This window comes from Streptococcus sp. AS14, assembly GCF_000286495.1.
Classification (GTDB): Bacteria; Bacillota; Bacilli; order Lactobacillales; family Streptococcaceae; genus Streptococcus; species Streptococcus sanguinis_P.
The window spans coordinates 150429-167773 of sequence record NZ_ALKI01000018.1; the positions used below are offsets into that span (position 1 = coordinate 150429).

At 41.7% G+C, this 17345-nt stretch carries 11 protein-coding genes; all 11 read right to left on the reverse strand.

What is annotated here, in order from left to right; genetic code table 11:
- Nucleotides 1-27: 27 nt before the first annotated feature.
- The 11 genes from HMPREF1150_RS01270 to HMPREF1150_RS01220 all read right to left on the reverse strand — a co-directional run bounded on the left by HMPREF1150_RS01270 (nt 28) and on the right by HMPREF1150_RS01220 (nt 17315).
- Entirely contained in the window at nt 28-1731 is a 1704-nt protein-coding gene (locus HMPREF1150_RS01270) for a sensor histidine kinase (RefSeq protein WP_009660517.1), read from the reverse strand.
- Nucleotides 1728-2462, reverse strand: coding sequence for a response regulator (locus HMPREF1150_RS01265; RefSeq protein WP_009660295.1), 735 nt, complete (start codon nt 2460-2462; stop codon nt 1728-1730). The genes HMPREF1150_RS01270 and HMPREF1150_RS01265 overlap by 4 nt, the downstream gene beginning before the upstream one ends.
- A 59-nt stretch (nt 2463-2521) precedes the next feature.
- Nucleotides 2522-3631 carry a peptide-methionine (R)-S-oxide reductase MsrB gene (gene msrB / locus HMPREF1150_RS01260; protein ID WP_009660364.1) on the reverse strand — a complete coding sequence of 370 codons (1110 nt, stop codon included), beginning with the start codon at nt 3629-3631 and terminating at the stop codon, nt 2522-2524.
- 15 nt (nt 3632-3646) lie between these two features.
- Nucleotides 3647-4210, reverse strand: a complete 564-nt coding sequence (locus HMPREF1150_RS01255) for a redoxin family protein (protein ID WP_009660284.1) — start codon at nt 4208-4210, stop codon at nt 3647-3649.
- Nucleotides 4211-4281: 71 nt separating this feature from the next.
- On the reverse strand, nt 4282-4602 hold the full coding sequence (locus HMPREF1150_RS01250; protein WP_009660362.1) for a hypothetical protein: 321 nt from the start codon (nt 4600-4602) through the stop codon (nt 4282-4284).
- 27 nt (nt 4603-4629) lie between these two features.
- On the reverse strand, nt 4630-5340 hold the full coding sequence (ccdA2, locus tag HMPREF1150_RS01245; RefSeq protein ID WP_009660416.1) for a thiol-disulfide oxidoreductase-associated membrane protein CcdA2: 711 nt from the start codon (nt 5338-5340) through the stop codon (nt 4630-4632).
- Nucleotides 5341-5497: 157 nt separating this feature from the next.
- Nucleotides 5498-6826, reverse strand: coding sequence for a branched-chain amino acid transport system II carrier protein (brnQ, locus tag HMPREF1150_RS01240; protein WP_009660447.1), 1329 nt, complete (start codon nt 6824-6826; stop codon nt 5498-5500).
- A 421-nt stretch (nt 6827-7247) separates the two neighbouring features.
- A complete protein-coding gene (locus HMPREF1150_RS01235; RefSeq protein WP_002895565.1) occupies nt 7248-7802 on the reverse strand; it encodes a GNAT family N-acetyltransferase in 555 nt (184 codons plus the stop codon).
- A 54-nt stretch (nt 7803-7856) separates the two neighbouring features.
- Complete coding sequence (locus HMPREF1150_RS01230; RefSeq protein ID WP_002900411.1) at nt 7857-9635, reverse strand: ABC transporter ATP-binding protein; 1779 nt, start codon at nt 9633-9635, stop codon at nt 7857-7859.
- A gap of 13 nt (nt 9636-9648) precedes the next feature.
- Nucleotides 9649-11385: an ABC transporter ATP-binding protein gene (locus HMPREF1150_RS01225; RefSeq protein ID WP_002900412.1), complete on the reverse strand. Its 1737-nt coding sequence runs from the start codon at nt 11383-11385 to the stop codon at nt 9649-9651.
- Between the two features lie 368 nt (nt 11386-11753).
- A complete protein-coding gene (locus HMPREF1150_RS01220) occupies nt 11754-17315 on the reverse strand; it encodes a ZmpA/ZmpB/ZmpC family metallo-endopeptidase (RefSeq protein WP_032905765.1) in 5562 nt (1853 codons plus the stop codon).
- Nucleotides 17316-17345 lie beyond the last annotated feature (30 nt).

The window sequence follows — 17345 nt, forward strand, 5'->3', positions numbered from 1 at the left end:
GCTTGAATATTTTAAAACTTAATAGATTTAATCATCTGTAACTAGCGGTAAATAAAGACTAATCCGAGTGAATTTATCTGGTTCGGACTGGATTTCCATATGGTAGTCGTCTCCGAACTGCAATCTCAAGCGTTGATCGACATTTTTCAGACCGACACCGCCTAAGCGAGGGAGAGTCATGTCCGTAGAGTCGCGGAGTTCAAAACCACGGCCGTTATCATAGATAGACAGTATCAGCTGCCCCTCTTCTGCTGCTGACGTCACCCGAATCATGCCTTGTCGGTCAATTTCCTTGATACCATGGTAGATGGCATTTTCAACCAAAGGCTGAAGTACCAACTTGGGCAATTTATAATCAGCTATAGATTCATCCTCTTCAATCTCATATTGGAGCTTGTCACCATAGCGCTGCTTCTGGATAAAAAGATACTGACGAACGTGATCAATCTCATCTTTGAGAGCAATCTGTTCATGTCCTTGATTGAGCGCCAAGCGGAAATATTGAGCGAGTGATTTTGTTACCTCAACAACACGTTTGCTGTCATTAAACTCAGCCATCCAGACAATCGTATCTAAGGTATTATAAAGGAAATGGGGATTGATTTGAGCTGAAAGAGCACGGAGCTCATAGCGGCGGACATTTTGTTCTTCAGTCTTGACAGCTTCCATCAGTTGTTCAATTTGGTCCAGCATTTTATTGAACTGCTGAGCCAAGTCAACCAACTCTGGAGAACCCTTTGCTTCCGCTCGCAGATTTGAGTCGCCTGCTCCAATCTTCAGAATAACTGCTTGTAGATTCTGGAGAGGCTTAATCCACAAACGTAGGACAAACCAAATACCAGTCAAGCACAGCAGGAGTGCTAAAACGCCCATTCCCACAAAAGAATAAAGCATTTGTGACTGAAGCATCTGCAATTGCTCTAATGAGGCGACGCCAATTAAAGTCCAGTCACTATCTTGAATGTCAATCTGATAGACAAATGCCTGCTTCTGGTCTGCGTAACCATCCTTGACCGAGATATAGGGCTGCATAGCTTTCATTTCCTGACTAGAGGAATAAACACTCTTCTTGGGATGATAGACAAATTCATGCTGGCTATTGACAATAAAGCTAAAGCCCTTCTTTCCTAGCTGAAGCCTATCCAAATAGGCTTTGAGACTATTGTAGCCAATATCCAAACGTAAAACACCGAGATTCTGCCCTGCTTCATCCACCACTTCTTGAGTGACAGAAACAACCCACTTCTCCTTCTCAGATGATAGAGATTCTTTCCGAGCAGGAGTCAAGACAGGCATGGATTTGGTATGAACAGCTTCCTGATACCATTTTTCACTCATCATATCAGAGGATGTCTGCATGCTGATTTGAGTATCTGTCGAGACCACGCGCCCGTCCTTGGTAACCAATACTGCCGACACCAAATCTGGATCAGTCTCAATGATGGTTTTCATCAAAGCCTGTACTGACGTTTCGCTGCTTTCTTGATTCTGAGCAAACTTACGAATTGTTTCTTCCTTGCTCAGTGTGGAGGTGGTTTGTTTTAATTTCTGCAAATAGGAAGCAATGAACTGCCCGCTTTGCTCCATGCTATTTCGCGTCGTCCGCTCTGTCAGCTGCCGAATAGTCCCCGAGCTAGTCTGATAGTAAAGACTCCCAACAAATCCCAAGAGTAAAAGAACCAGCAGAAAAATATAGACAATCAACTGGATAAGAAGCGGATATCGTTTCATTTCTCCTCTCCTTTTTTAAACTGCCGAGGTGTCAGCCCGACCACCTGCTTGAAGCGCTGAGAAAAATAGTTCATATCTTCAAAACCTACCTGCTCTGCTATTTCATAAATCTTCAAATCTGTAGTCAGGAGTAAGAGTTTTGCTTTTTTCATCCGCTCTTGGATCAGATAATCTTGAAAGGGCAAGCCTAGTTCTTTTTTGATAAGAACGCTAAGATAGGACGGACTAAACCCCAATTGGAAAGCTAAACTTTTCAGGCTTAATTCTGAATCAACAAGACGCGCATGAATAGCCTCTTCCAACTCAGAGCGCTGCCCCTGATCGACCAAGTTTTGAATCTGGGCTCTTTTGCGTTCTTTATCAAGCTTGGTCTGAACCTTGGCCAACATCTCCTCAACATCATCCTTAGAAAACGGCTTAAGAAGATAGTCATCTGCACCTAGCTTAATGGCCGACCGAGCATAGTCAAAATCATCATAGCCCGTCAGAAAAACAATATGGCACTTAGGAGCCTGCTCTCTGACTAGCTTGGCCAGTTCAAGACCGTTCATCTGTGGCATATTGATATCGGTCAGCAGGATGTCAGCAGGATTTTCCTGAAATTTCTGCCAAGCTTCTATTCCATTTTCAGCCTGGGCAATGACTTGCATGCCAAACTGTTCATAGTCTACCAAGGACGCAATCCCCTGTCTTACCAGATACTCATCCTCTACAATCATAATTGAATACACAAGATTCAACTCCTTATTTATACTGGATTTATTATAGCAAATTTTCAATCAAAATGCTCTTAAACATAATCCAAAAGATAACCGTAGCCCTTCTCCTCCATTTCAGCTTTTGGAATGAACTTGATTGACAGACTATTGATGCAATAGCGCAAGCCACCCTTGTCCTTAGGACCGTCAGTGAAAACATGGCCCAGATGGGAATTTCCAACTCGACTGCGAACTTCTGTCCGTGTCATGTTGAAACTCTTGTCTTCTTTGTAAGTTGCAACATCTGGACTGATAGGACGGGTGAAACTCGGCCAACCGCAACCTGAGTCAAACTTATCCTTTGATGAAAAAAGAGGCTCGCCTGTCACCACATCCACATAGATACCAGCATCAAACTTATCCCAATAGCGGTTAGAAAAGGCCCGCTCTGTGTCATTCTTTTGTGTGACTGCATATTCTTCTGGCGAGAGCTTAGCCTTAATCTCTTCATCGCTAGGCTTAGGATAGCGACTAGCTTCGATAACTGGGTAAGCAGCTTGATTGACATCGATATGGCAATATCCATTAGGATTCTTTTTTAGGTAATCCTGATGATAATCTTCTGCTTTGATAAAGTTTTTCAGAGGTTCTTTTTCAACAGCTAAAGGCTTATCATATTTCTTAGCAACCTCATCAAAGACCTGGTTAATCGTATCTAGATCAGCTTCTTCCTTATAATAAACACCTGTCCGGTACTGAGTACCCTGATCATTTCCCTGCTTGTTTTTAGAAGTTGGATCAATGATGCGGAAATAATGCAGCAGAATTTCTTTGAGAGAGATTTTTTTGGCGTTGTAAGTAATGTGAACAGTCTCAGCGTGACCAGTTTGAGAGACCAATTCATACTTGGTCGTGTCTCCCTTACCATTTGCATAGCCTGATACTGCATCAAGTACACCTGGCACGCGAGAAAAGTACTCTTCTACTCCCCAGAAACAGCCGCCAGCCAGATAAATCTCCCGCTTGTCCTCTTCCTTGACATCTTCTGTCTTTTGTTTGGCTACCGCTTCTGTCTTGCTCATTGAAGCTTTCTTAATCTGTTCAGGTGACGATTGCTTACCATTCCCTGCAATCACATAGACCAGTCCAAAGCAGACAAGCAAACCAAGAAGAACCAGAAGAATTTTCCATTTTCCTTCCATGTTTATTGCTCCTTTTTACTTGATTTCTTTCAGTGTTTTCTCAATATCTTCCTTGCTCATGTAGCCAATATGTGTCTTGGCAAGAGAGCCGTCGCTGCCTACGAAAAGTGCAGATGGATAAGAGCGAATCCCGTATTCTTTCAGTAATTCACCCTTGGTGTCCATGAGAACTGGGAAGTCTTTGTAGTCCAAAGATTTGTACCATTCCTTGAAGTCATCGGCAGACTTTTCTCCATTAAAAGTCGGAGACACCACCGACAGGACAACATAATCTTTTCCTGACTGCTCCTTAGCCAAATCATTAGTATCACCAAGTGTGGATAGACAGATAGAACACCAAGAAGCCCAAAATTTTAGATAGACTTTCTTACCTTTGAAATCAGACAACTTGTAGGTCTTGCCATCTACTCCTTGCAGACTAAAGTCTTTTGCCATCTTGGTAGATTGCTCAGAATCAGCTTTTGTTTGCATATTGCTTTTATCACTTTTAGAAAGTTCTGAGTTCATTTTCTGATTTGAACAGGCTCCCAAAAAGCCGACACAAAGCAGACTGACAGTCAATATCGATAACTTCTTCATCTTTTTCTTTCCTTTCAAAATAAGGAGAAAGCCGACAAAAACTGACGACTTTCTTTCCTATGGTGGAATTCTTATTTGTCAGATGACATTTCGGATGAATCTTTCATGTCATCCTTCATGCTTGAATCACTTGATTTCATATCATCTTTCATATCAGACTTATCGTCTGACATCATAGAAGAATCCTTCATGTCATCCTTTTTCATTTTATCATCAGACATGCTGGAGTCTTTCATATCCTCTTTCTTCATGTCGTCTTTTTTCATGTCATCTTTCTTCATCATGCTGCTGTCATCCGTCTTCTTCATATCCGTATCTGACTTTTGACTAGAACAGGCAGCTAGGACAAAGATACTAAGTGCAGCGATTGTAAGTGTAGTGATTTTTTTCATGATGTGTCTCCTTTAATTATATAATTTTTATCCAAATAATGATGCTAAAGCGTTTAGATTTCCAAGCATCAGCAAAATTCCCATGAGAATGATGAGTACACCGCCGATTTTCTTAAGCGTTCCCATATAAGGTTTGAGTTTTGCAAAGCGCTGTACTACCCAGCCGGAAGCCAAAGCCATTGCTAGAAATGGAAGGGCTAATCCAAGTGTATAAACCAACATAAGCAAGCCTCCCTGAAGAGCGCCGTTGCCCCCAGAAGCTGCAATTGCTAAAACAGAACTTAGAACAGGTCCCACACAGGGAGTCCAACCAAAGCTAAAGGTAATACCCAAGAGAAAAGCGTTAAGAAAGTCACTTCTTTTACTATTCTTTTTAAGTTGGATGCTCTTTTGCTTTTGCAGCTGCTGGATATTGATGATCCCCATCTGGTGGATTCCCAGCAGAATGACAATCCCGCCCAAAACGTAGCGAAACCAAGGGGCATAGAGGACTTGCCCTAGAGCGCCAGCTCCATAGCCCAAAACTAAGAATACAGTTGATAAGCCAGCTATAAAGCAGAGAGTCTTAGCTAGACCATACCAGGAAATATCTTTTCCCATAAACCGAACCGTTTTCGGCTGATCCGAATCCAGCAAAATCCCCACATAGACTGGCATAAGTGGTAAAATACAGGGCGAGAAAAAAGATAGAATCCCCGCCAGAAAAACAGAAATAAAGAACAAAAAACTTGTTGCCATTTCAAAAACCTCTCTATCAATTTCTGACTCTAGTATAAAATAAAAATCCCCCTAAAAATAGAGAGAAAGATTTGAAAAAACTTGAATTTGATGTTATATTGCTTGAGATTTCTGGATTTGGCAAAAAAATCCACCACATTGTGGCGGATGTTATCTATTAGCTCTCCATCTCAAAACTCTCGCTCTTCTGCTTGTTTGGTAAAAAGAGAGAAAGTAGGATTCCAACTAGAGCTGGCACCAACCAAGGCAATGAAGCCTGAGCAAATGGAAGGGCATTTACCTTATCACTTACCCAAGCGATATGGAACTGCTGCCCAAGAATGCCCGCAAAGGAAATCACAGTCACTGCTGCTACTGTCAATTGCATACCGATTTTGGATAGTGGCAAGAATTTATTGACAATGACAATCAGTACGATAACAATGGTAATTGGATAGAGAATTTGCAAGACTGGAACAGAATATTGGATAATGGCATTGAGGCCAAGATTGGCAATCGCAAATCCAATCAAAGTAAAGACAGTTGCGTAAACTTTATAAGATACCTTAGGGAAAGTTTTATGGAAGAATTCCCCAGTCGATACAATAAGTCCCGCAGTTGTTGTAAAACAAGTCACAGTAACCATAGCTGCAAGGAAAATCTGTGCTGTAGGTCCAAAGATAGCCTGTGTCGCCTGCGATAGGACATAAACACCTGGATTGCCTTTGGCAATAATCTCGGCTGGAACTGGGAAATGATTGCCCAGAAAAGCCAAACCGATATACATGGCGCTAAAACCCAAGGCTACCATCAAACCAACAACCCAGATGGTTAAAACATATTCCTTTTTATTCTTGAAACCTAGCTGGTTAAGAGTTGTTACCGCAATGACACTGAAAGCCACAGAAGCCAAGGCATCCAAAGTGTTATAACCTTCCAAGAACCCTTGCCCAAAAGCTGACGCAGAATAAGCTTCCGCAGCCTGCTGAGGTGTCGTTGTTCCGTATTTCAAAGCTCCTAGAATGACTAAGATGATGATCAAAACTGCAAAAACCGGCGTCAGAATACGTCCAATTCGATCCAAAATCTTAGATGGATTCAAAGAAATCAGATAAGCAGCCGCAAAGTAAAGGGTCGTGAAAACAATCAACCCGATACCTGTCATATTTTTAGACAGCATAGGAGCGATACCAACTTCATAGGCCACCGTCGCAGTCCGCGGGATAGCAAAGAAGGGCCCGATTGACAGATACAAAGCTACAAGATAGACAATAGCAAACCAAGGCGCAATCTTCTGAGAAATCTCGTGGATATAGCCCTTAGGATTGAGCGTTCCAATAATCAAAGTCAGAACAGCAAGTCCAACCCCAGACAGAACAAATCCTGCAATAGCTGGCCAAAAATGCTGGCCAGATAATGTCCCAAGCGAGGGCGGAAAAATCAAGTTCCCAGCACCAAAAAATATTCCAAATAAGAGCAAGCCTGTCAAGGCACCTTTTTTAATCACAGGAATCTCCTTTAAATTTTTTCATGCCTTATCATTATATACGGAAATGGCCCGCTCCGCAAGACTTTTAACTTTTTCAGAATATTGATTCAAATCAAAAAAATATATGATTTAAATCGAATCATTTATCTGGAATTTTGAGCAAATTCCTCGCTTATTCACAGATTTTTTGGAGATTTTGAATGTTATAAAACGAAATAACGCTTTTTGTTTTAAATCGTATTCTGCTAACCCCACTATTACCTATATTTTAGATAGTTTACTTTCTTTAAACAGACATGCTCTACTGTTGCTGAATGCGAGAAAAATACAATATTGTACATCCTGATCCAAAACAAAATAAAAGAGATTTTTCATAGTAAAAAGGTTGAGACATCTTATCTCAACCTTTTAAAAATAACTATAAACCTTTTAGCACTCTTTACACATCGCTAAATCTTCTGTACTTAATTTCGAATTCAAAGAAGTTCTTCTCTTGCAGCATATGGAAAATATCTCGATAAGCCTCCTCATCAAAATGATGTCCCAAATACAAGATTTCAAAGCTTAACCCTTCATATTCCAGAAAGGCATTGGTCGTTCGAAAGCCATTACGCTTATAGAAGTCCATACGTGCTTGACGTTGCTCTAAATTATCACATTCTTCATCGACACGTTCTACCTCTAGAACCATGGTCTTTTGATAAAACTCTGTCAGTTTATGAATGATTTCTCCCCCATAGCCATGGCTGCGAAGGTGCGGCATAATCGCAAAGAAGCTGACATAGAACATTTTTTCGTTATAAACTGCAAAAGCAAAACCAACAAATTCTTCCTCATTATAGAAGGCAAAGAAATGAGACCGTTCATCATTGGTATAGCGGAGAAATTCATTAATAGGAACTCTCTCTTCTTCTGGAAAGGCTTCTCGATTAAGAGCTTCTACCTTATCTAAATCAGGAAATTCTGCTGTAATAATTTGACTCGTTAAAGACATTGCTACCTCACTTTGCTTATATTCTAGCAGTTATCAAATGATTTAGCAAACCTTTTAAACTTCTTCCGCTTTTTTAGAAAATTGACTCTGGTAAAGGTCATAATAGAATCCTTTATCTGCCAAGAGACTCTCATGATTGCCTTGCTCGATAATCTGACCATCCTTGAGTACCAAAATCTTATCTGCTTCTTGAATAGTCGACAGACGGTGAGCAATGACAAAACTGGTCCGACCCTGCATGAGTGTTTTCATAGCCTTCTGAATCAAGAGCTCCAGTCGTGTATCGACAGATGAGGTCGCCTCATCCAAAATCAAAATCTTAGGATTGGCCAAAAGAGCCCTCGCAATCGTAAGCAACTGCTTCTGCCCCAGCGAGATATTGCTGGATTCTTGGTTCATTTCCATGTTGTAGCCGCCTGGCAAGGTACGGATAAAATGATCCACATTAGCCGCCTTGGCTGCCTCTACAATTTCTTCATCAGTGGCTTGCAGATTGCCAAAACGAAGATTTTCCTTTATAGTCCCCTCATAAAGCCAGGCATCCTGCAGCACCATACCGAACTGTTTACGGTAGTCCTGACGGGACAGATGTCGTATATCATGCCCATCCACTGTAATCGCGCCTTTGGTCACATCGTAGAAACGCATAAGAAGATTAATCAGCGTGGTCTTACCAGCACCAGTCGGACCTACAATGGCAACCATTTCTCCAGGTTTGACCTCCAGATTGAAATTCCGAATGAGCGGCTTGTCTGCTACATACTGGAAGTCCACATCCTTGAAGCTAACCTGACCTGTCAGATCTTGATCCAGCTTTTCTGTCTCATCATTGACTTCGTCCGCTTCGTCCAGCACTTGGAAAATTCGATCCAAAGAAGACTTGGCACTCTGAAGCTGACCTGCCAGCTGAGTCAGGTTTTGAATAGGCTGATTAATTTGCCAGACATATTGAACAAAAGCCTGCATATTTCCGACTGTCAAGCGCCCAGCGATAACCTGAAGACCGCCCAGCAGAGCCAGCAAGAGATAGGTCAGATCTGAAATAACATTCAAAACAGGCATCATCAAACCCGAGATAAAGCTGGCTTTAAAACCTACTTTCTGCAAGTTTTGCGTAATTTGACGAAAATCCTCCTGGGAGCTTTCTTCTCTGACATAAAGCTTCAAGATATTAAAACCAGTCAAATTCTCCTGAACAAAGCCATTCATAGCTCCCAGTGCATCTGCCTGCTGTTTAAAGTAAGGCTGGGATTTCTTCACGATAAAGCGAGCACTAAGGTAGGTAATCGGAATCGAAATTACCACAATGATACCCAACTGCAGATTGAGTACTAATACCATGACGATAACCAACATTAGAGTAAAGACTGCGTTGATAACCTGCAGAAAGGACTGCTGCAAGGCATTGGAAACAGCTTCGACATCGCTGGTAAAACGCCCCAGCAAGTCACCAAATTGGTGCTTATCAAAGTAAGAAACGGGAATACGATTAATCTTATGACTAAGTTCATCTCGCAAGTCACGAATGGTAGCCTGTACTGCATTGGTCATAAAGTAATTAGAATAGTAAGAACCGATTTCATAAAAAATCGCCCGCACAAAATACAAGACCATGACCCAGCCAACATAGGACGCATTAATTTGGGCGCCAGCTACTCCCTTTGCCATATCCAGCAAATTATTTGTCAACTCTGTAATGGCTAGACCTAAGACAAAGGGCTCGACAACGCTCATAACGACACTGAGAATTTTGAGGAAGATGGCAAAGGCGACTGCAAATTTATAAACTTTTAGGTAGCTCCATAGACGAGCAAAACTTGATGTGTTTTTCATGTCAGTCTCCTTTCTATTCCTCTGTCAAAGCTTGATTCTTCAGCTGAGAATCTGCAATTTCACGATAAATATCATTGGTTTCCATCAGCTCTTCGTGCTTGCCGCGTCCGACGATTTCGCCCTGATCCAAGACGATAATCTGGTCAGCATCCATGATAGTTCCCACCCGTTGGGCCACAATCAGCACCGTTGCTTGACCTGTCACTTCCTTGAGACGACGACGCAGCACCGCATCCGTCTTATAATCCAGGGCAGAAAAAGAGTCGTCGAAGATATAAATTTCCGGCTTTTTGACCACCGCGCGGGCGATAGAAAGCCGCTGCTTCTGCCCTCCGGATAGATTGCTGCCTCCCTCGGCCAGATGAGTCTCAAAACGCTCTTCCCGACTCTCGATAAAGTCCTTAGCTTGAGCCACCTCAGCTGCCTGACTCAGCTCTTCCTGACTGGCCTCTTCCTTTCCATAGCGTAGGTTTTCTGCGATAGTTCCAGTAAATAGCAGAGCCTTCTGCGGAATAAAGCCAATCTTCTGACGCAAAGCCTTCAGATTGTATTCACGGACATCCACACCATCCACTAAAATCTTACCTAGTGTTACGTCGTAAAAGCGCGGAATCAGCTGCACCAGTGTTGACTTACCCGAACCAGTAGAACCGATAAAGGCAATTGTCTCACCCGGCTTAGCCTTGAAGGAAATATTATGAAGTACAGGACTCTCCGTCTCACCTGGATAAGCGAAGGTTACATTGTCGAACTCCAGATAACCCTGCGTATCAGTCTTGGTTATACCATCTTCATTAGGATTGATTGAAATGGGCATGTCCATGACTTCCTTGAGCCGCTGGCTCGATACCGCCGTCCGAGGATACATAGTAAAGAGATTGGCCAGGAAGAGGAAGGATAGCAGGGCGTGAAAGCTGTATTCGATAAAGGCAACGAGATTTCCGATTTCAAGACTGCCGTCCCGCAAAGGGTCTAGGGCAAACCAGACAATGGCCACAATCATCGCAATAATAATCTGCACAAAGAGCGGCTCAGTCAGACCAGTCAGCTTAAAGAGCTTATTGGAGTTTTGCGCATAGACCTCATTTTCGTCAGCAAAACGCTTCTCTTGAAATTCCTCTCTTGCAAAAGCTCGTATAACACGCAGACCAGTCAGATTTTCCCTCACATACTGGTTAATCTTATCAAGGGTCTTCTGCTGCTTTTCAGACAAGGGCTTGGTTTTAACCGCCACATAAATGACCACGACAGCCAAGAAAGGCACTGAAACAGCTACAATCCAGGCTAGAGATGGGCTGGTCAGAAAAATCATGAGAATACTGGACAGCATCATCATGGGAGTAATGACACCCATTTTCAGGGTTTGCTCTGCAAACTGCATGAGTACAAAAGCATCCGAGGTCAAGCGCGTGACTAAAGAGGATACACCGATTTGCTCATACTCATGATGAGAATACTCTTGCAGCTTGGCATAGAGATCATTGCGCATGTCCTGCACCATGGTCGTCGTTAACTTTCCAGCAGCATAAGCCAGAACGATTCGCCCCAGCACTCCTAAGATAATAACGCCAAACATGACCCAAGCCCAGAAAAAGAGCCGGTCTGTCTGCTTGGGATTGATTCCCTCATCAATCATCCGAGCCAGCACCGTTGGCAGACCTAGATTGACGATTACAAAAAAGATTGCCGCGACAAAGTCCAAGACCAGCCACTTAGGATATCTCTTTAAATAAGACCAAATGTATAACATAACTCCTCCTTCACCATCTATTCAAAAATAACTCACTCTAAAGCACTCAATGCCTTTAAAACACAGAAAAGAGCGCGCAAATGCACGCTTTAATATGAATATTATAACAAAAATATGAAGTAGGGTAAAGGTCATTTCAGACTTTTTTCTGCTTATCATCAGCCTCATAAATGACTGTCAGAAGCAAACTTCCTGAAAGCAGACCAGCTACAGTTTTAATTGCATGACTTATATAGAAAAACGAACCTAGTTCTCACTAGGTTCGTAATTTCTTATCTGCAAGAAAGTCTAAATCCAAGAGTAATTCAAGCTCTGCCCTAACATTTCAGGCTTGCAGCTCTGCAGACCATTTGACACACTCAAACCAATCACTTCTGGTTTTCAAAGATTGATTTTCTGAAATCATTGGTTTGATCGAGGTAAGCTTTGAAGACTGCTTTTTTGAGCTTGTGGACAGCACTGTTATATTCTGGTTTATAGCCGCTCCAAGAATACCAATTATCATTTGCATCTTTGAAAACTGCTTCATCCATCAAGGCTTGCAACTCTCCCACGGTGCTTATAGTCTTAGTAGCATAACTTGTCCATGGTTGTCTCGTATCATCAAATGTGACCTTGTTCAAGCTGTCGAACTTGTTTTTACGTTCTTCATACATAGCCTTCTTAAACTCGGTCCAATTATTAAACTGACCATTGAAGACCTTGCGTAAAACCAAGTCATCTGTTACCAGACCTCTGGTCTTACCATAGATACTGATTGTTTTCCCGTTTTGCTTGGCATCATCTTCATATTGATTAGAGATATAAGGGACCATACCATCTTTGAAGCCCTTGGCTGCCAAAAGCTCATAAGCCATACGCCGTCCCATAAGATCTCCAGGCGTTCCTTTTTCACTGCTTAATGCAGAATAAATCGGAGAGAAGAGTTTAATCGTATGGTAGCCATTTCTTTCAACGTCACCATTTTTGTATTCACGCGCTGAAAGAATATCATTTTCAATGAGACTGTCGAATGAGTTTAATTTTTGTGCATCCGCCATTGTAATATTTTTTATCACATTGGTTGCGTAAACATCATTTCCATCAGCATCTCGGACATATTTATTCTCAATCTTCCTCAGAGCACTCACTTTCTGCACATCAGATAGACGGTTAACGATTGACATCCCTTCTAGGTACTCCAACATATAAATGACATCAAACATGTTGTGAACATAATTTTTCAGATCATCCGCATTTTGGAAACGTTCAGTTGGATCCAGGACCTGCAAACGAGATTTTTCAGTTGCATCATTCTTGTCATATTTGAGAATTGAGTTGACCGTGATGGTCGCATCATCTGGATGGTCCGGTGCTTGCAACAAGCCCTTGGCAAAGAATTCTGGACCAAGTCCGCTTCTTCTTCCATATCCACCCAAATAGATCTCATTATCAGAATCATGGGTCATTTCATGGGTATAGGTAATAGCTCCGTCCTTGTCCAGCATACGATAGCCCATGTAGTAAACCCCGTCTCCAGTAGCGTAAGCTCCGTGCTTATTGTGTACAACCTTGTTTCCAACAGGTCCAAAGAAGTACTTCATAGCTGGATTAGAACTGTCAATTTGCGCCTCTGCTGTAGCTTTGCCGACAGTAGTATCATCTCCAAACTTATAGGCATCATAGACCAAGATATTTCGATAGAGCTTTTCACGGCCCTGCTCGTTTAATATTCTATACCAATAGTCATAATGATCGCGTTGGCGTTTTGCAGTTTCCTGAGCATTATCCTCAACAAACTTATTGAGTTCTGCTCCTGCTCTGTGCTCATTATTTCTATATCTGTCATAGGCACCAAAACCAAGACTGGATATAGTCGATATGACAAAGACAGATCTTTCAGGCATTGTCAGCAAAGGTAGAACCATATTTCGGTATTTCCAAGTGTCGCTGGTAATTCGATCATAAACCCCGATAGAGTATTTGCTGCCAGCCTGCTCTTGTTTGACCCTCACCTCATCAATAGCTGATTTTTCTTCAACGATATAAGCCTTGGTTTGCTCTTTGAACCATTGATTATTTGTTTTGTGTGGTAAAAATACCTCTCGATAATTGACAAGCGTGCTGAACAGTTCTTTTGTTCCATTATTGTTTGCTAGGCTGATGCTATAAGCATCTACGTTGTTCTTGGCCAGAAGATTGTTAAAGCCAGATTTCCCTAATTCAATGATCGTGTCTATCGGTGATACGTTGCCCTTACCAAAGAAATCCATGTGATACATGACTAAGTCTTTGACATTCACGTCACCATAGTTAAAGTTGTACCAGCGCTCTAAATAGGTCAAACCTAGAAGCAAGGCTTCCTTATTGCGTTTGATTTTATCTATAACGTAACCATTAATCATTTGATTTTCGCTGGCAATGACTGCATCGGCAGACAACAGTTTTTCCAGTGTATTTGCTAGATTTTCCTTTGTTTTGGCAAACTGCTCTTCTAAGTATAATTCCGTCAGTGAAACTCCTGAAGAAATACCTAAGGTGTTTCTGATAGCCTCTGACTGATAATCGACCGCTCCCAAATCAGGCAAAACTTCATTGATGATCGAACCATGACTATGCAAGAATTGATTTGGCGTATAGATGAGACCTGTATCTCCCACACGGTATTCCGCTAATTTACTAAAATCAGATTGGTAGGTGAGATCTAGCTTTTCAGATGAATGATCTTTATAATGAAGCAAGAGCTTATTTGCCGCCTCTTTATGTGAAGCAATATCTGTGATCACTTCATTATCCTTCATCATGACTGCAGATAAGACTTCTTTTTCATACAAGGCACTATCTTCTTTTACCAGATTACCGTATTTGACAATGGTTGCCTTATTATAAAACGGCAGTAATTTTTCAATATTCTTATATGCTAAAGCTCGACTAGCTTGATAATTTTCAACCTTAGAAAAATCACTTTCTTTATTAGTGCTAGTCAGAAAGGTTTCGACAGTCGGTACAGAAAGCGGGTTGATTTCAGTTTTCTTACTTGCGATTTGAGAAGCATCAAGGATTGTTCCTCTCTCTTCGAGAGATTCCTTAGTTACAACCTCATCCTTTTCAAGAGTCACTTTGTAGACTCTGTTATCTTTGTTGCTATATGAGTCGGTTATCCTCATTCCTTTATAGTTATAGCCACTAATCGCATTCCCGTTCATAACATTGACATCGCTAAGAACATTATGCAATCTTCCAGCGTGTCTCTCTTCGCTAGAATCTCTATCCCATAAGTAGCCAGCTATACCAGCAACGCTTCCAAAGCGCTTCACATTATTAATGTTGCCCTCAGCATAACTATTGCTGATAAGCGCATCTTTCTCGACAAGACCTGCAAGTCCGCCGACAGTTTGGTTTGTGCTATCCGCATTTGATGAGATGGTAATCGTAGCTTTTGACTTATCAACTACTGCATTGATGCCAGTTAGTTGACCTACTAATCCTCCAATATTGTATGGTGACCTCGTTTCATAGGAGTTAACAATTCTTCCCTTGAAACTGCTATTGGTAATCTTAGAATTATCTGCCCTCCACACTAAGCCACCAATACCTCGTTCACCAGCCAGAACACCGTCTACATGGACATTGTTAATCCTTGTTGCATTATTGGCTTCATTTGCAAGGGCCCCAATATCAGTTTTTCCTGAGATATTCACATCTTTAAGAGTCAGATTTTCTACAGTAGCAGCGCTCAATGTGTCAAATAAAGGTTTCTTCAAATTATAAATAGCATAATTTTTCCCGTCTTTGCTGCCAAAGAGCTTACCAGTAAATCTACCCTTTATATAACTGCTAGCACCATTTTCTAGTTCGACCTCGTTGGCATTCAGACTAGCAGCTAAATAATAAGTTCCATTGAGATTGTTATTTATAGCTTGAACCAAGTTACTAAAGGAAGTGAAGTTTGTGACTTCTCTCTCTGCCTTTTTAGCCAGATAAAAAGTAAAATTGTCCTCGTACTTATTGTTGACGTCCTGTTTTAATTTTTCAGCACTTGCCGTAATTTTATAAACCGGCTGACCATCTTTTGTGCTATCGACTATTGAAGAAATCGGCAAGAAAACATCTTTAAATTTAGAAGATTTTACTTTCACGAAATAATTCTCTTGATTGCTTGGAATGGCATCTAGAGAAACGTGCTGTTTGTATTTTCCATCAGCTAGACTATACAGCTCTACATCAGATACATTTCTTAACTCGATATTCTTTTCTGGTTCTTGCTTCTGCTCTTTCGGCTCTTGAGCTTTTTCAGTAGGATTTTCCGCTTCTGGCGCTGCAGGTTCGATGTTTCCAGTATATTCTTGCGGAGGCTCTACCTGCTCAGGCTCAACAATCGCTCCAGCTTGAGATCCTGTGTATTCAGGTAATGAAGCCACTTGTTCAGGTTCAACGATTGCTCCTGCTTGAACGCCTGTATATTCAGGCGACGGGGTGACTTGTTCAGGTTCTACTATGGCCCCAGATTGAGTTCCCGTATACTCTGGCAACGGAGTAACTTGCGCGGGTTTTACTATGGCCCCAGATTGGACGCCTGTGTACTCCGGCAATGGAGTAACTTGCGCGGGTTCGACAATCGCACCGGATTGCGTTCCTGTGTATTCTGGCAATGGAGCTACTTGTTCGGGTGACACTACCGCGCCTGCTTGAGTTCCTGTGTATTCAGGTAAGGGCGTCACTTGCTCAGGTTCTACTATCGCACCGGATTGGACACCTCCAATCTCCGGTTCAATTTGTTCAGGCTCAACGATGGCTCCAGATAGTGTACCTGAATACTCAGACAAAGAAGCCACCTGCTCGGGCTCAACGATTGCACCAGATTGGACACCTGTGTACTCTGGTAAGGGAGCAACTTGCTCAGGTTGAACCAAGTTAGAAGTTACTGGTTTTTCGCTAGGCGCTTCAAGCTTTTTAGTACCTTTTTCCACTATTTTAGGAGTCGCTTCCTCTATTTTTGTCGAAAGTACTTCCCTAGAAACTTCCGCATTATCTACAGTGAAAATCCGAACGACTTCGATTTTACGACCTGGTTTGCCTTCTTGTTTTACTCTTACAGTACCTTCGGCTAAATCCGGATTCTCTTGTATTTGTTCTCCATAGGCTATCTCAGTTTCAATAGACGTTTCTTTGTATAATAATTCTGGCTTAGCTACTCGGCCAGATAAGACTTCATCTTGAGGCTCAATTGTATTGACGCCAACCGTTTGATTTTTCAATCCATTCTTATCAAAAGAAACAGAATAATCTAGCTTCTTATTTTGGTTTAAAGCTTCTTTATCCACATTAGCATTCTGCTGATTATCAGGAATCTTATTGTCTAATAATTTCTTAATCGATTCATCTTTTATGTAGCCAACATAGGTATAGCCTGAGATTTCGCCTGGTGAAGGCAGACTTTCCCCAGCCGACACTTGATATTCCGCATTATACTGTAGCAAGCTCCCATTTTCCAGCGCATCGACAGATAGTATCAAACCTCCACCGACACTAGCCCCCACCAAAACAGTCAATAGGAACTTGCTTTGAACCTTTCTTTTTGACACAGCAAAAACAACCAATCCCATCGTCGTTAACAGACCAGCTGCCATCATAGTATTGGAATTGTTGTCGCCTGTATTCGGTAAGGTTTTTGCTCCAGCATTCGAGTTCAACCTGTAGACAAGATAGTAAGTCTCCTCATTTCCTTCAGGCATTCTAGGAACTCCACTTACAATCAACTCCTTTTCTTGCGGAGTTATTTCAGTATCTGTCACGTATTTATAGTGTACATTCAACTTTTCCTGCGCTTGAACAGAGTCAACCCCAACGATAGACACAAAAAACAAACTAGAAATAGCAGCCGAAACAAGCCCGACAGCTAATTTCCTAAAAGCAAAACGAGTTTGCTTCTCCCCCAAAAACTTTTTCATTAAAATCCCTTTCAAATTATTCTAAAAAGA

What these genes read in the sequence shown, in the direction of transcription:
- HMPREF1150_RS01270 (WP_009660517.1), bottom strand. Translation starts at nt 1,731, where the DNA reads ATGAAACGATATCCGCTTCTTATCCAGTTGATTGTCTATATTTTTCTG.
- HMPREF1150_RS01235 (WP_002895565.1), bottom strand. Translation starts at nt 7,802, where the DNA reads ATGTCTTTAACGAGTCAAATTATTACAGCAGAATTTCCTGATTTAGAT.
- HMPREF1150_RS01220 (WP_032905765.1), bottom strand. Translation starts at nt 17,315, where the DNA reads ATGAAAAAGTTTTTGGGGGAGAAGCAAACTCGTTTTGCTTTTAGGAAA.
- HMPREF1150_RS01230 (WP_002900411.1), bottom strand. Translation starts at nt 9,635, where the DNA reads ATGAAAAACACATCAAGTTTTGCTCGTCTATGGAGCTACCTAAAAGTT.
- HMPREF1150_RS01250 (WP_009660362.1), bottom strand. Translation starts at nt 4,602, where the DNA reads ATGAAAAAAATCACTACACTTACAATCGCTGCACTTAGTATCTTTGTC.
- HMPREF1150_RS01255 (WP_009660284.1), bottom strand. Translation starts at nt 4,210, where the DNA reads ATGAAGAAGTTATCGATATTGACTGTCAGTCTGCTTTGTGTCGGCTTT.
- ccdA2 (WP_009660416.1), bottom strand. Translation starts at nt 5,340, where the DNA reads ATGGCAACAAGTTTTTTGTTCTTTATTTCTGTTTTTCTGGCGGGGATT.
- msrB (WP_009660364.1), bottom strand. Translation starts at nt 3,631, where the DNA reads ATGGAAGGAAAATGGAAAATTCTTCTGGTTCTTCTTGGTTTGCTTGTC.
- HMPREF1150_RS01225 (WP_002900412.1), bottom strand. Translation starts at nt 11,385, where the DNA reads ATGTTATACATTTGGTCTTATTTAAAGAGATATCCTAAGTGGCTGGTC.